Consider the following 14,298-nt stretch of genomic DNA (forward strand, 5'->3'; position numbering starts at 1 on the left):
TCAGTCCTCCCGGAAACGCTGGATGAGCGCGTCGGCGTCGGCATGGATCGTGTCGATCGCCCGCTCGGGGGAGCGCTCGAGCAACCAGCAGACGTCCCGCTGCTGCTCGTAGACTTGGGTGATCTCGGCGACCGCGGTGAGGTCGGTGTCCGCGAGCAGCTTGGGGTCGTTCTCGAACAGGGTGCGACGGAAGGACTCCACGTCGAAGTAGGTCTCCATGCCCTCGCCGAGGATCGCCTCGAGGAGGATCTCGTGGTCGACGTTGTCGAGGGTGGGGATCTTGCCGCCGGGAGCCATGTCTGCAGCGCCGTCCAGGAGCCAGAACTTCACGAACTCCTGGGCGAGCTCCTGCTTGGGGCTCTTGGCATTGATCTGGATGTGATTGCCGTACACACCGCTGTTCCAGTCAGCACCGTCGACCGTCGGCATCGGCGCGCAGGCGGTGAGGAAGTCGTGCGGGTACTGCTCGGAGTCGTTGAGGAACCGCAGGCTGAATGGGGCGGTGCCCCAGATCGCGAAGTCCCCCGCGATGAAGTTGTTCTGCTGGTAGGCCTCGATCTGCCGGGCGAGAACCTGCGACCAGGGGAAGATCTGGCCGTCGCGGATCATCTGGGCTGAGAGCTCGAAGTGGTGACGAAATGCAGGGTCCTCGAAATTCGAGCCGTCGTCCGCATACCAGTAGTTCGGGCCCAGCTCGATGCGGGGGAGATCCGGCAGCTTGTAGGTGCCGTAGCGGTCCTCGGTGGTCAGGGCGCGGACCGCAGCGAGGTACTCCTCGAGGTCCCAGGCATCCGGCAGCTCGAGGCCCGCTTCCTCCCGCATCGACTCGTTGAACAGCAGGACGTTCGGTTCCTTCGTGGTGGCCAGTGCCGTGACCGTGTCGCCGTCGAACAGCGCCTTCGGCTCCGCTGTGTCCAGGAACGGCTCGAGCTCAGGGGTGGAACGCACCAGGTCTCCCAGATCTGCGGCCATCCCTGAAGAGGAGCGCATCGCCAAGCTCGAGGAGTCGTAGGTGAAGAAGACGTCGATGTCGACGCCGCCCTGGAGGGCAGTGTTGACCTTGAGGTTCCCGCGGTCGTCGTTGACGAAGCGGGTGTAGACCACCTTCTGATCGGGGTGTTCCTCCATGAAATGGTCCACGAGCGCTTGCGGACCATTCTCTGGAGGGACGCCTCCCCAGACCTGGAGGGTGTCGAGGTCCCTCGAGGTGTCCTGCGAGGCGCAGCCGGCGAGCGCCGTAGCGGCCGTGGCCCCGGCGAGGCCGGCGAAGCTGCGGCGGGAGATCGAGGTGTGGGGTCGATGTCGTGGGGGTGGGGTGGGACGGCTCTGCATGTGCGGTCCTCCGACGCGTCGTTGCGTATGGGGTGAAGGTGACGTGCTGCACAAGATTCACAGAGAGTCGGACATGAGTCAAGGCCTTATGAAAAAAATATACATACAGTGGGTAGCTCGACTGGGGCCCTCGGTGCCTCTTCGGGTTCGGGCATGACGCGCCGCAGCAGGGAACCGGGCGCGGCGGCGATCACTCCCAGCGGATGCGGTTCGCTCTTCTGTCTGTCGACTCTTCTGTCTGTCGAGGCGCCGATCGCTCACCCCTGACCAGCACCGTTCCCTGCAAGATGTTGGGCGAGCGCCCGGGCGAGGGCGGCGCCGAAAGCGCGGGCAGTGGCGGTATTGACCTCGGCGCCGTGGGCGTCCGCGTAGGGGAATTCGAGCACCGCGTGCGTTCCGATGTCGCCGTGGTCGGCACAGAACGCATCGAGGGAGGTCAGCGGTGTCTCGAGGCCGTCGCGGCTGAGGTAGTTCGCGGGGCCGTTCCAGGCGGTGCCGAAGGGCAGATCGTCGGCGCGCCGATACTCCAGGGGGCCTGTGGCGGTCTCCTCCTCGAGAGCTGCGGCGAGCCGCTGCACCGCTTCCCAGTTCTCGGCGCCCTCGGAGCCGACGAAGTAGGCGCGCTGATTCGTCGGGCCTGCCACGTTCGGACAGTGCAGATCGAGCACGGCGTCGAAACGCCCCGTGTTCACGAGGAGCTGCCGGATCGCCCGGGTCTCGGGATACAGCCCGCCCTCGGGCCCGTAGTCGCGGGCATGGTCGTGAGGAGCTCGATTCTTGCCCTGGTCCCCGCGGGCGACACCGTCGACATCGACGAACGGGACCACGACCAGCTCGACATGCTCCGCGAGCCAGCGTGCCTCCACGTCATCGCCCCCGAGCACGTGGGCCAGCAGACCTTCCAAGACGTGGCTGGCCATCATCTCGCAGGCGTGATGCCGTCCGGTGAGGAGCACGCGCCTCGGTGGGGCGCCGCGCAGGTTCCCGAGACGGAGAAGGTCCACGGGGCGTCCCTGCTCCGAATGCGTGAGCAGTCCGCGCTCCAGCGCGCCGTGCGCGGCGTTCGCCGCGAGGAAGCGCTCGAGGTGGTCCGCGGTGTACGACATGCCGAAGGACAGCCGCAGCTCGGTGGTGTGCTCCGGTACCGTCAGGGAGAATTCGTCCCCGGAGACGGAGTCCGCTCCGAGCCAGGTCCAGTGGTGCCCGCCATCCGTGCTCACCGCCGGCCCCCGGACGCCGATCCCGGGGCCTCCGTCACGGCGGACCTGCACGGTGAGGTCCCGACCTTGCGCTCCGCGCACGCAGATGCACCAGTAGAACCAGTCTCCGATCGTGTCGCGCAGGTCAGGACGGAGCACGATCCGGTCGGCCTCGACGCGCTCGATGACCGCGTTGCCACCGGGGAAGCCCGTATCCACCTGCACGGGATGCTCTGGGTTCACGGGGTGCTCTGTACTCACGGGGCGTGCAGATCCTTCCCCGCGTGCCGCGCGGTCCGCGGCAGTCCCAGGTGGGCGAGCGCGGTCGGTGCGATGTCGATGTTCTCGGCCGTCTCGGCCCAGCCCGCGGAGCTGTCGGTCACTGGAGCGCTGCCGGCCGGGGGAACGCCGCCGACCGGGGGAGCGCTGTCGCCGAGGATCGCGCCGACGACGAAGGATTGGCGCTCCTCCCAGGACCCCTTCCCGTGCCCTCCCTCGTCGAGGTGCCCGTGATCGGTGGTCACCATGATCAGCCACTGCTCCGACGCCCAGGACGGGCGGGCCCGCAGCGCGGCGATCAGGCGCCCGAGCCGCTCGTCCTGTCGGCCGATGGCGGCGTCGTACTCGGCACCGACCCCGTGCTCGTGGGCGATCTGGTCGGTCTCCCCGAGGTAGACGAAGGCGATGTCGGGATCCTCGTCCCGGAGGTGACGCTCGGCGGCCTCCTGGATGATCGGGTCGGTCTCGGTGAACTTCCCCGGGTACTCACGGCGGTCCACCCAGTCGACCGTGCCCACTCCGGGGCCGAAGAGCGGGCCGGGGCCGAAGTCCGTGCCGAAGATCAGCGAGGAGGCCGCCCCGTACGCGTGGAGCTCCGGGCGGGCGCAGAACGCCGTCGTGAGCAGCTCGGGGTAGCGGTGGAGACGATTCAGCTCCTCCTCATTGCCCATCACGCCGTGAGCATCGGGCCAGACCCCGGTGAGGATCGTCGACCACCCGACCGCCGTCACCGTGGGCGCCACATCGATGTCCGGGAGGGTCGTGCTCCACCAGCGGCCGCGCGCCGCCAGCCCGCTCAGCGTCGGCGGAGCGAGCCGCCGGGCCCGGTCGTCGCGGACGCCGTCCCAGCCGACGATGAGGACCTTCGGCCGGAGACGGCCGTGGTCGGGTCGGCTGCCAGCGGCGTTCGTCTCTACCCCGCGATGGTGCATGGTCAATCCTTTCTCCACCTCTTGTAGAGGATGGGAGTCGTGCCTGTCCGTCAGTCCCCGCCGCGCCATCCCTGGCCACCTCGCCTCGGACTCGACGCCATGACCCCACCAGGGTCCGCGCCGTGCGGTACGGCCCGGAGCAGGCTCCCTCCCGGTTGAGCACCGGCCCAGCGCGCCGGTGCTCACCACTGACGGGCTGCAGACTCACATTCCATTGCTGGTCCCGCGGCCGGCACTCCAGGTCATCCCTTCACGGCGCCGAGCAGCATCCCGTGCCGGAAGTACTTCTGGATGAAGGGGTAGACCACGATCATCGGTAGGGCAGTGAGGACCACCGCAGCCATCCGGTAGGTCACCGTCGGGACCACGGCGCCTGCTTCGATGGGGGCATCGCTGGACACCTCGGTGAGAAGGTCGCGCAAGACCACCTGGAGCGGCTGCAACGATTGGTCTCGCACGTAGAGCACCGCAGTCATGAAGGTGTTCCACTGCCCTACTCCGTAGAACAACCCGATCGTCATCAGGACCGGGAGCGACAACGGCATCACGATCTTCAGGAGGATGCGCCATTCGCCCAGGCCGTCGACGCGTGCTGCCTCGAGCAGTTCGCTCGGCATCCCTTCGAAGAAGGTCTTCAGGATCAGGACGTTGAAGACACTGATGGCCGTCGGGAAGATCATCGCCCACACCGTGTCGAGAAGACCGGTGGCCTGAACGATGAGGAACGTGGGGATGATGCCGGCGTTGAACAGCGTGGTCAGGATGGCGAAGAACAGGAACCCTCGCCGTCCGGGTAGCCGGGGCTGGCTCAATGGGTAGGCGAACAGCACTGACGCGATCATGCTGATCGCCGTGCCCACGATGGTGATGAACGAGGAGACGATGAAGCCCTGCTGTAGCCGACTGTCGCTGACTACCGCCCGGTATCCGTCCAGCGTGAACGCCTTCGGGATCAGGGAGTAGCCGCCGTTGCGCAGGAGCTCCGCGTACGGGGTGACGGAGGCGGAGAGCACGACCGCGAGTGGCAGGACCGCGGCGATGATGACCACTATCAGGCCGAGGTTTACGCTTGTGTCGAAAACTCGCTCGGATCTCAACTTTTTCACCATAGCTGGGCGTCCCATCGCTTGGCGATACGATTGGCGGTCACGATCAATACCAATCCGATGATTGATTTGAAGAGTCCCACTGCCGCCGCCAAGCTGTAGTTCAGGTTCTCCAGGCCTGCCCGGTACACCCAGGTGTCGATGATGTCGCCCGACGGATAGACCTGAGAATTGTAGAAGATGAAGACCTGGTCGAACCCGGCATCGAGAATTCCGCCAAGCTTGAGCACGAGCAGCAGGATGATGACGGGCCGGATCCCCGGAAGCGTGATGTGCCAGATCTGACGGAGACGACTCGCGCCGTCGACCGTGGCGGCCTCGTAGTATGTGCGGTCGATCCCCATCATGGCGGCGAGATAGATGATCGCCCCCCACCCGATGTCCTTCCAGACGTCGCTGGCGACCAGCACGCTCCGGAACCAGTCATTGGAGGTCAGGAAACCGATCGTGAATCCGAAGTTGTCGTCCAGGAATCCATTGAACAGCCCGGTGCTCTGGGAGAGAAGCGCGATCGCGACACCGTAGATGATCACCCACGACAGGAAATGGGGCATGTAGCTCAGCGTTTGCGCCAGGCGGCGGAACCATGCCACGCGACATTCGTTGAAAAGAATCGCGATAATGATCGGAGGAACCGTCCCCCAGGCGAGCTTATACACCGAAATCAATATGGTGTTGGACATCAGTGAGCCGAAGAACGGTGAGGTGAGGAACTCCTGGAAGTGGCTGTACCACGGGTCGGCCCAAGGGCTGGCCAGGACTCCCTTGCTGATGTTGTAGTCCTTGACGGCGATCAGGGCGCCATACATCGGCCCGTATTTGTATATCAGGAGGTACAGCAGCCCCGGCAGGAGCATGAGGTACAGCGCGCGCGACGTCAGGAGGCGACGCAGCGTCCGTCGCCTTCCCCGCTTCTTCGACGATTCCTGCGGGGGTGAGGACCTGCGGGGCTCGTCGCTGTCGAGCACCGGGCCGGTCACCTTGGGGGACGTCAAGACCTCACCCCTTGTGAGCGGTCATGCCCCCGAGCGCCCGTGGCGGGGGCCACCGTGTCCCTGGGATCGGTGTGCGCAGTGTTCACCGCAGTGAAATCACGCCGGAACGTGCTGAACAGAGCGCGAGCCGCAGGGTACGCGAGCACCGGCAGCAGCAACGGCCAGCGAAGAGTCGCGGCACCGACGGCGACGAGCAGTGCAAGGTTCAGTGCGGACCCGGCGGGACGGGCCACCGCGAGGATGAGGCTGGCGCGGTAGAGGGTGCGCAGGGACTGGTGGGTGTGCGCCGCCAACGGGAACCCGTGGACGAGGACGGGCAGGGCTGCGACTGTCCCGAGCAATGCCACCAGCCACAGGAGCGTCATCGGTGGCGAAGCCCCCCAGGGGTCCAGGAGCGTGAGCGCTGAGACTGGTCCGAGTACGAGAATGGACAGGGTCAGGCCCATTGTCAGGTTCTCTCTCATGTACTGGACGAAGGACCCGACCAGCGGGCGCTCCCTGTCCATGATGTCGTCGCGCGCGACGGCGACCATAGCGATGGTCGCTGCGCCGGCGGTCACGAGGGGGAAGCAGCCGCACAGCCACAGGGCGGTGAGCCCGACGATCCGCCAGAAAGTGGTCAGTGGCCCGAGCAGTGCAGACCAGGGGTGGTCCGTGTCGCCGCCCGCGGCCGCCCGTCCCCCAACACTCATTCCGGATATCCGAGTTCAGCAAGCTGCTCTTGGGCCGATTCGACGAAGCTGCTGTAGTCGTACTGATCGTTGAGCTCGTCGATGAAGGTTGAGTAGTCGTCGAGAGGCCGTTCGCCGGTCAGGAACAGGACCTGCTGTTCGGAGCCGTAGGTCTCGACATCTGCGGTGCTGAAGCCCTCCGGCGGGGTGACGAGGTCCTCGTACTGCACGACCTGCGGTCGTTCCCTGCACGCCTCCCACGCGAACCGCGAATCGGGGAACTTGGCGTCGAGGTATGTGCTCTCGTCGCGTCCAGCGACTTGATAGGCGAAGGTGTACGCGGTATCGGCCTCGGTGCCGGGTATGACTTCCACGGAGTCGCCGGACCGGGTGTAATGCTCGCCTTCGACGCCGAACATGACGAGGCGGGAGCCCTCGTCGGTCCCGACGTAGTTGATGAGCGTGAGGAGCGCGTCCAGCCGCTCCTCGTCATCGGCGACCGATGCCGGGATCCCTTGCACGATGCCGAACGGTCCTGTCGGCCAGCCTCCGGACTTCCCCGGTGCGGAGAGCAGGTCGATCATCTGCCAGTCCGCCTCCGGTTGGGCGGACTTCTGCGCCTCGACGAACTCGGGCTTGGTCATGTTGTCCCAGGAGAGGTAGACGGCTCCAGCACTGCCCTGGAATGCTCGATCGCGCGCTTCCGCCGTCTCCAGGCTGAACAGGTCGGGGTCGACCAGGCCAGCTTCGATGAGTGAGCGGATGTACTTCATCGGTTCGGCGGTGTGTGGATCGGTGTACCCGCCGACGATCTCCCCGCCCTGGGCATACAGCGCATCCTGGGTCCCGGCCTCGAACGCTCCGAAGAACGGGGTGAAGGCACTCGCCCCCGCCCCGGTGAACGGCACGGCATCGGAACGACCGGGTGCCTCGTCGCGGAAGGCCTCCAGCACCTCGATGAGTTCGTCGGTTGTTGTCGGCAGCTTGAGACCGAGCTGGTCCACCCAGTCGCCCCGGACCCATAGCGCTGAGTAGCTGAATTCTCGTGGCCTGCGAACAAGTCCGATGAGACGGTCGTCCACCATTCCGGTCTCGACATTCTCCGTCCCGACGAACTTCTCATAATCGGCGAGACGGTCGCGATATGGCGCGAGGTCGAGCACCAGGCCCTGGGCATCGAGCTGACGCAGACGGCTACGACTGGTGAGGAAGATGTCCGGGGCCTGGCCGCTGGCAAGGGCTGCGCCGATGTCTTCCGGGCTCCGTTCCGAGACCACGTCGAATCCGACCTTCTCCCCGAGCGCCTCCTCGATGGGGTTCGGGCTCGGGATGGTGCTGCTGTCAGCCGCGCCACCGTAGTTGATACGTAGGATCCGGTCGTCACTGCTGGAGCCTGAGAGGGCCGAGCAACCACTGGCCAGCAAAGGAATTCCGGCCATTGCACCAATGGCGTGCCTTCGTGAAATATTCATGATGGTCCTCCCCGCGGACGGTCCTCGTTGCTCTGTGCGGCGAGACTACGAGCACGGTGCGATACCTTGCAAGCACCTGAACGGATGTGCATCGTCGACGTTCGTGCACCTGGATCGAGTCCTAGAACCTGGTCAGGCAGGGTTCAGCAGCTGCCGGTCGGGCAAGGCGATGAGCCACGGATGATCTTGACACTCGATGGACCGGCGGCGGTCATGACACGGCCACGTCATGGATCCGTCAGGGCCATGTTCCGGCCCGGCCGTCGGCGGCATCCAGAGGGCGATGAGAGGGCCCAGGGGCATCGGGAGGCCCGGGGCAACGGCCGGCCCATGGCGCCGGTCAAGCCACCGCGTCGTCGTGGAGGCATGTCATCGCGGTGATCTCGTCGATCACCAGGTCGGTGAGAAGCCCTCCACGAAGTGCGGCTCGCAGGGCGGGGACCTTGTGGTGGCCGGAGACGGCGCAGATGCGATGGGGTATCGATTTGAACTGATCAAGATCCGGGCCGGTGGTCCGACTGTTCATCTCGACATCGGCATAGCTGCCGTCGGGCCTGATGAAGGTCGTGGCGAGGTCGCCGATCACGTCGTCCTCCCGGAGGGAGCGGAACTCCTCCTGCCCCAAGAAGTAGCCGGCCCGGTACGGCGAGGACGGCACGCCGTCCTCGACCTGGCCCATGCTGAACAGGGCGACGTCGGCATCGTGTTGCATTGCCACGGCCGCCTGGACTGACCGCTCGGCGAAGAGGGCGTCCCGGGTCCCAGGACGGTCCAGGAAGACAGGGACCGGCAGTCGCTGGATGTACGCGTTGTAGGCCTCGCCGAAGGCTGTGAGGATCGCGCTGGAATAGTGCTCCCCCCGCGCCCGGGGATTGCCTATGCCGTTGAGCAGCACTACGCGGCAGTTCGTCAGGGTGCGGGAGGTCAGGACCTCGCTGATCTCTCGCACCATGGTCCCCCAGGACAGCGCCAGGATCATGTCGGAACTGAAGACCGAGTTCAAAACCCGGCTCGCATGATTCGCCGTGCGCTGGTGTCGTTCGACGGGGGTGGTGTGGCTGGGTACATGCACGACGTGAGCTTTGACCGAGTACCGCTCCGCCAGGGCCTGCTCCACGGCATGCGCCTGCACGCTGGGCGGCAGGACGCGGATCTCCACGAGCCCTGACTCCTTCGCGTACGAGATCAGGCGTGAGACGGTCGAGCGGGAGATCTTGAGCTCCTTCGCGATCACGTCCATCGTGGCGTCTTGAAGGTAGTAGCGCTGAGCCGCACGGAGCGCGTCCTCGATGCGGGCCTCGTCGTGGTTCGTCATGGTCCCCCGTGCAAGAATTCGTGAACTGCACGAACGTGCAGTTTCTGAGAGAACTATTGCAGTTCTGAGGGCCCGCGGCCAGGCTGGCCGCCATGAATGCAAAGAATTTACGCGCAAAGGTGCTGGTCGTAGGGTGGGACGGGGTCCGCGACGACGTGCTCCGCGAAATCCGGCCATCGGCCATCGGTTCCATCGCGGACAACGGGCACTGGTGGAGCACCACCCAACCCGATGTCGATGTCGCGCCCACCAAGACGGCTGTCGGCTGGTCCACGATGCTCTCGGGTGTGTGGCCGCAGAAGCACAAGGTGCTGAGCAACGAGGGCGAGTACCACCTCTTCCACCGCACTCCGGACATGCTCACCCGAGCCTTCTGTGCTGATCCGTCCATCAAAACCTACGGCGCTGCCTCGGCTCTGATCTTCGGCAGTGAATACGGCCCGGGGCCCCTGCTGGGTGCCGGTGTTCGCACGATGACCTGGTTCGATCGGCGAACGTTCCCTCAGGGCTTCGCCGACTCCGACAAGCTGGTGGCAGAGGACGCCGAAAGGCGTCTCGGCACGGAGGACCATGACTTCAGCTTCGTCTACCTGGGGGAGACGGACAAGGCGGCGCACGACCACGGCGTCGGCGCCGAATACGAAGCGGCTATCGGGCGCCAGGACGAGCGGCTGGCGCGGATGGTGCGTGCGATCGAGTCTCGCGACACCTTCGGCGAGGAGAGCTGGCTGGTCATGCTCACCACCGATCACGGACACCTCGACGGCGGCGGTCACGGAGGCGGGAGCTGGCAGGAGCGCCACACGTACGTCGTCGCCGGTTTCCTGGGCGAAGCGCCCGCGGTCACCTGGGCAGAGACCGCCGAGAACATCGACATCGCGCCGACTGCCTGGGCCCATCTGGGCGTCACCCCGGATGCACGGTGGCCCTGTCAGGGCACCACACTGCTCAACCGTTGAACTCCACGACCGCTGAACCTCTGCCGCACCCCACTAGCCCCCACGGAGGCACTGCAACCATGCTTAGCCTAGATTTTGTCGACCAGCTGAAAACCTATCCTGCTACAGACGTTCTCGTGGTCGGCAGCGGCCCCTCGGGGCTCGGCGCCGCGATCTCAGCGGCGCGCAACGGTGCTCGTTCGGTCCGGATCATCGACCGCTTCGGGTTCGTCGGAGGCAACATGACCGCGGGGCTGGTGGGACCGTGCATGACGTCGTTCTCCTTGGACGGCGAGATCCAGCTGGTCCGAGGGATCTTCGACGAGTTCGTCCGCCGGATGGAGTCCACCGGTGGAGCGCTGCACCCCTCACGGGTCGACAGCGGCACTGGATACTCCGGATTCATGGTGTTCGGGCATGAGCGAGTCACCCCGTTCGATCCGGAAGCCGCAAAGTATGTCGGGATGCAAATGCTTGAGGAGGCGGGCGTCGAGCTGATGCTGCACACCTTTGTCGCCGACGTCGTCACGGACGGTCGCGAGGTGCGCGGTGTCGTCGTCGCCAGCAAGGACGGGCTCGGGTACGTGCCGGCATCCGTCGTCATCGACTGCACCGGCGATGGCGATATCGCCGCCCGCGCAGGGGCGCAGTTCGACTACGGCCGCGAGTCCGACGGCGAGGTGCAGCCGATGACGTTGTTCTTCCGGATCAAGAACGTCGACGACGACGCCGTGGACGCCTACGCCCGGTCCCATCCGGAGAACCGCTTCCCGTACGAGGACCTCGTCACGGCCGCGCGGGAGGACGGCAGCTATCCGGTCCCGCGCCGCGGCGTGCAGCTGTTCCGGACCCCGGAGCCGGGCGTCTGGCGTATCAACACCACGCGCGTGCTCGGCAAGAATGGCACCGACGTCGCCGACCTCACCAGTGCAGAGGTCGAGGCTCGCCATCAGGTCGAATCCCTCCTGCGGTTCTTCCGAGACTGCCTGCCCGGGCTGGAGAACAGCCAGCTGCTGGATACCGCCACCACCATCGGCGTCCGGGAGACGCGTCGCATCCGTGGCACGTACACCCTCACCTTCGAGGACCTGCAGCAGGGACGGCACTTCGAGGATGTCATCGCCGTGGCAGGATATCCGGTCGACATCCACAACCCCAAGAGCAGCGACGGGCCCTTTGATGACGGCATCCCGCCCACGGCCAACATCTACGAGATCCCCTACCGCACCCTCACCCCGGTGGACCTCGACAACGTGTTGATCTCAGGGCGCAGCCTGTCCGCCACCCACGAGGCGCTGGCAGCCGTCCGGGTTATGCCCCCGTGTTTCGCCATGGGGGAAGCCGCCGGGATCGCGGCCGCGTGGGCTATCCGGGACGGAGAGACCATCCACGACACCGACGTGCCCGCCCTGCAGCGGCAGCTGCTCGCCCAAGGAGCGTACTTGGGTCCGCACGTCGAGAGATCCTTCGAACCGGCCTCGTCCACTGCGGCGCCGTCCTTCCACCACTGATCGGAAGGACAACCGCATGACCGACATAGCCCTCACTCTCAATCGTCGACGACTCCTCGCGCTGGCTCCGCTCCCGCTGGCCACCGTCACCCCAGCTCTGTTCCCACTGCCGGCGAAGGCGGCCGGGAGCTCCAGCGGAGGGCAGGTCATCGCCTATGTCACCGATGTTCACGTCAACCTCGAGAATGAGGTGAGCATCGCCCGTGCCCACGCCTGCGCCGACGCTCTGGTCGAGCTCGATCCGGATTTGGTCCTCCACGGGGGTGACCTCACCGGTCACGGCACCGCCCTTGCCCTGGGCACCTGGATGGAGATGTTTCCGGCGTCATTCCGCGACCGGATCCATCACGTCCCGGGCAACCACGACGCCGCCTGGACCAACGACGCGTATGAGGCCTATGAGGCCGAGATCGGACCGAGGCAGTACTCGATCGACCTCGATGACGTCCACATCGTCCTCAACGACGACTCCATCCCCGGGCAGAGCCTCGCTGACTACGACGACCAGCAGATCGCCTGGCTGCGGGCGGATCTGGCGAAGGCCGCCGGACGGCCCATCCTGGCGGTCGGCCACCATACGCTCGCCCTGACGCCGAACCAGATCCGCAACGGCGACAAGGTGCTGGACGTCCTCACCGACGCGGGCGCCCATGCGTACTTGAGTGGACATATCCACAGCGAGCGCTCCAACGTGATCAACGGTCTGACCGAGCTCTCTGGCGTCTCGAACGGCACCAATCCCGGCTATTACCAGCTGGTCCGGCGAACCACCGCTGACAGCGATGTGTTCGAGGTGGAGCGGGTCGACCTCGCGGATCCCACCAAGCCGGGAGCCAAGCCGGGTCGCCACCCACTTCCTGCCATCGACCTGTCGCCGGCCAACCGGAATCGGCTCCGGCCCACGCGGGCCGAGGCCCAGGTCACGGCGGCGGGTCTGAAGGTCGAGGTGGAACTTGGGCCCGATGCCCAGGCCGAAAAGGTCGAGGCAGCCGTGATGGGGCCGGAACTGGCCGGCGGAAACATCGACAACTACCAGCCGCTGACTGCCCACGGGAACACGTGGACAGGCACTCTCGACCTTACCGATGTCCCGGCAGGAGAGAATCGTGCGTTCATCCGGGTCTCCGCTCCCGGCGGAGCTGGGCCCATAGGCGGGAACCTGTGGCGCACCACCCTCCACTTCGAGCTGGAAGGATTCATCCCCGACTGGACGTTCACGCTTCGCGGGACGACGACGGCCGCACTCATCGCCGACGAGGAGTTGGTAATCAGCGCCACCACTGCCGGGCACATCTGGGCGATGCAAAGAGATGGTCGCCGCATCACGCCCGTTTGGCGCGCCAAAATAGGCCCCGTCCACAACGATCCGGCCGTGAGAGGCGAGCGGCACCAGATCTTCTACCCCTCGTCCGACCACCATATTTACGCGCTGGACTCCAGTACAGGTGATTCCCTGTGGGACTCCGATCTGGGCGCGCCGGTGATGTCGGACCTGACGGCGGCCACGGTCGACGGCGATCCTGTCATTCTGGCGGTCGCAGTCGACTCGCTGTATTGCTTGAACTCCGATGACGGCTCCCTTCGGTGGAAGCAGAAGCTGACCGGGATCAGCGGCGGTCCCGCTACCTGCGACGGTGAGCAGATCTACCTCGGCCTCGGCGACGGTCAGACCTGGGCCTTCGACGCTCGCACCGGTGAACCCGGGTGGAGCATCGAGCAGGCCCGCGGCGAGACCAGCTCTTTCGACAAAGTGCACCACGGACCCTGGCAGGCTTACCGACTGCTACTGCCTGACAACGCGCTACTGGCTTACAGCAGGTACTCGATGCGGGCGGTCACACGCAGCAGCGGCGAAATGCTCTGGGAGCGCGAGGGCGCGTTCAACCTCTGCCCTGGAGCCCGGATGTGGGGCGACCAGGTGCTCTCCGTCAGCAACAACGGCACCGTGCTACTGCTCGACCCTGCCACCGGCGACGTGGAACTCGAGGTGGAGACGGTCCCTTACATCAAAAATGCCGACTTCCTGATCCGAGACTCCACTGTCATCATCACCAGCGTCGGCGGCCTGGTGGCCACCGTCGACCTGAACGATGGGGCGAGCGAGATCGTCGGTCAGATGGTTCCCGACTATGTGTTCTCCTCACCAGTGATGTCACCGGACCAGAGTCACTACATCGTGGCCACGATGGGGGGCGAGCTGCGCAGCTATCCGCTGCCGTGACCTCAGGTCCAGTACCGGTCACCAAGGTGACCTGACCCTGGTTCGTGGCCAAGGTGACCTGTCCTTGGGCCACGTGATCCGGCCCGGGCGTTGGCAGCCCGCAAGAAGTTGGCGCATCAGGTCTGCGCAGGACTGGCAATCGTCTCGCTGCTGATCTGCGTCGTCTCACCCATCGCCAGCAGTCAGGCGTTCCTGATCGTGCCGCTCTTCGGGCTGGCATCCATGGCTGTCGGAATCTACGGCGCTGAATCGCCCCGGGTTTGTTAGAGGCTCGCAAGTGCCGCGTCGGCGGGTGCCGGTGCGGGGTGGTTGTGATGGTAGGTCTCC

11 protein-coding genes are annotated in these 14,298 nt (G+C 65.8%); 3 read left to right on the top strand and 8 right to left on the bottom strand.

Annotated features, from left to right (window positions below):
* The 8 genes from ABD093_RS19235 to ABD093_RS19270 form a co-directional block, all read right to left on the bottom strand.
* Entirely contained in the window at positions 1–1,332 is a 1,332-nt protein-coding gene (locus tag ABD093_RS19235) for an ABC transporter substrate-binding protein (protein WP_343926571.1), read from the bottom strand.
* 257 nt (positions 1,333–1,589) lie between these two features.
* Positions 1,590–2,792 carry a M14 family zinc carboxypeptidase gene (locus ABD093_RS19240; RefSeq protein ID WP_343926573.1) on the bottom strand — a complete coding sequence of 401 codons (1,203 nt, stop codon included), beginning with the start codon at positions 2,790–2,792 and terminating at the stop codon, positions 1,590–1,592.
* Complete coding sequence (locus tag ABD093_RS19245; RefSeq protein ID WP_343926575.1) at positions 2,789–3,742, bottom strand: alkaline phosphatase family protein; 954 nt, start codon at positions 3,740–3,742, stop codon at positions 2,789–2,791. Before ABD093_RS19245 ends, ABD093_RS19240 begins: the two co-directional genes overlap by 4 nt.
* Positions 3,743–3,984: 242 nt before the next feature.
* A complete protein-coding gene (locus tag ABD093_RS19250) occupies positions 3,985–4,851 on the bottom strand; it encodes a carbohydrate ABC transporter permease (RefSeq protein WP_343926577.1) in 867 nt (288 codons plus the stop codon).
* Positions 4,845–5,843, bottom strand: coding sequence for an ABC transporter permease (locus ABD093_RS19255; protein ID WP_343926579.1), 999 nt, complete (start codon positions 5,841–5,843; stop codon positions 4,845–4,847). Before ABD093_RS19255 ends, ABD093_RS19250 begins: the two co-directional genes overlap by 7 nt.
* Positions 5,840–6,535, bottom strand: a complete 696-nt coding sequence (locus tag ABD093_RS19260) for a YesL family protein (protein WP_343926581.1) — start codon at positions 6,533–6,535, stop codon at positions 5,840–5,842. The genes ABD093_RS19255 and ABD093_RS19260 overlap by 4 nt, the downstream gene beginning before the upstream one ends.
* Entirely contained in the window at positions 6,532–7,986 is a 1,455-nt protein-coding gene (locus ABD093_RS19265; RefSeq protein WP_343926583.1) for an extracellular solute-binding protein, read from the bottom strand. Before ABD093_RS19265 ends, ABD093_RS19260 begins: the two co-directional genes overlap by 4 nt.
* 340 nt (positions 7,987–8,326) lie before the next feature.
* Positions 8,327–9,301: a sugar-binding transcriptional regulator gene (locus ABD093_RS19270; RefSeq protein WP_343926585.1), complete on the bottom strand. Its 975-nt coding sequence runs from the start codon at positions 9,299–9,301 to the stop codon at positions 8,327–8,329.
* A 92-nt stretch (positions 9,302–9,393) separates the two neighbouring features.
* Between ABD093_RS19270 and ABD093_RS19275 the strand changes: the two genes are divergently transcribed.
* From ABD093_RS19275 to ABD093_RS19285, 3 genes are all read left to right on the top strand, one after another.
* On the top strand, positions 9,394–10,260 hold the full coding sequence (locus tag ABD093_RS19275; protein WP_343926587.1) for an alkaline phosphatase family protein: 867 nt from the start codon (positions 9,394–9,396) through the stop codon (positions 10,258–10,260).
* A 116-nt stretch (positions 10,261–10,376) separates the two neighbouring features.
* Positions 10,377–11,750, top strand: a complete 1,374-nt coding sequence (locus ABD093_RS19280) for an FAD-dependent oxidoreductase (protein WP_343926589.1) — start codon at positions 10,377–10,379, stop codon at positions 11,748–11,750.
* A 16-nt stretch (positions 11,751–11,766) separates the two neighbouring features.
* Positions 11,767–13,971: an outer membrane protein assembly factor BamB family protein gene (locus ABD093_RS19285; RefSeq protein WP_343926590.1), complete on the top strand. Its 2,205-nt coding sequence runs from the start codon at positions 11,767–11,769 to the stop codon at positions 13,969–13,971.
* Positions 13,972–14,298 lie beyond the last annotated feature (327 nt).

It is taken from the genome of Brachybacterium tyrofermentans, from assembly GCF_039526165.1.
GTDB classification, from domain to species: domain Bacteria; phylum Actinomycetota; class Actinomycetes; order Actinomycetales; family Dermabacteraceae; genus Brachybacterium; species Brachybacterium tyrofermentans.

Coding starts and splice junctions, on each gene's coding strand:
- ABD093_RS19235 (WP_343926571.1), bottom strand. CDS start 1,332: ATGCAGAGCCGTCCCACCCCACCCCCACGACATCGACCCCACACCTCG.
- ABD093_RS19285 (WP_343926590.1), top strand. CDS start 11,767: ATGACCGACATAGCCCTCACTCTCAATCGTCGACGACTCCTCGCGCTG.
- ABD093_RS19245 (WP_343926575.1), bottom strand. CDS start 3,742: ATGCACCATCGCGGGGTAGAGACGAACGCCGCTGGCAGCCGACCCGAC.
- ABD093_RS19265 (WP_343926583.1), bottom strand. CDS start 7,986: ATGAATATTTCACGAAGGCACGCCATTGGTGCAATGGCCGGAATTCCT.
- ABD093_RS19275 (WP_343926587.1), top strand. CDS start 9,394: ATGAATGCAAAGAATTTACGCGCAAAGGTGCTGGTCGTAGGGTGGGAC.
- ABD093_RS19260 (WP_343926581.1), bottom strand. CDS start 6,535: ATGAGTGTTGGGGGACGGGCGGCCGCGGGCGGCGACACGGACCACCCC.
- ABD093_RS19270 (WP_343926585.1), bottom strand. CDS start 9,301: ATGACGAACCACGACGAGGCCCGCATCGAGGACGCGCTCCGTGCGGCT.
- ABD093_RS19250 (WP_343926577.1), bottom strand. CDS start 4,851: ATGGTGAAAAAGTTGAGATCCGAGCGAGTTTTCGACACAAGCGTAAAC.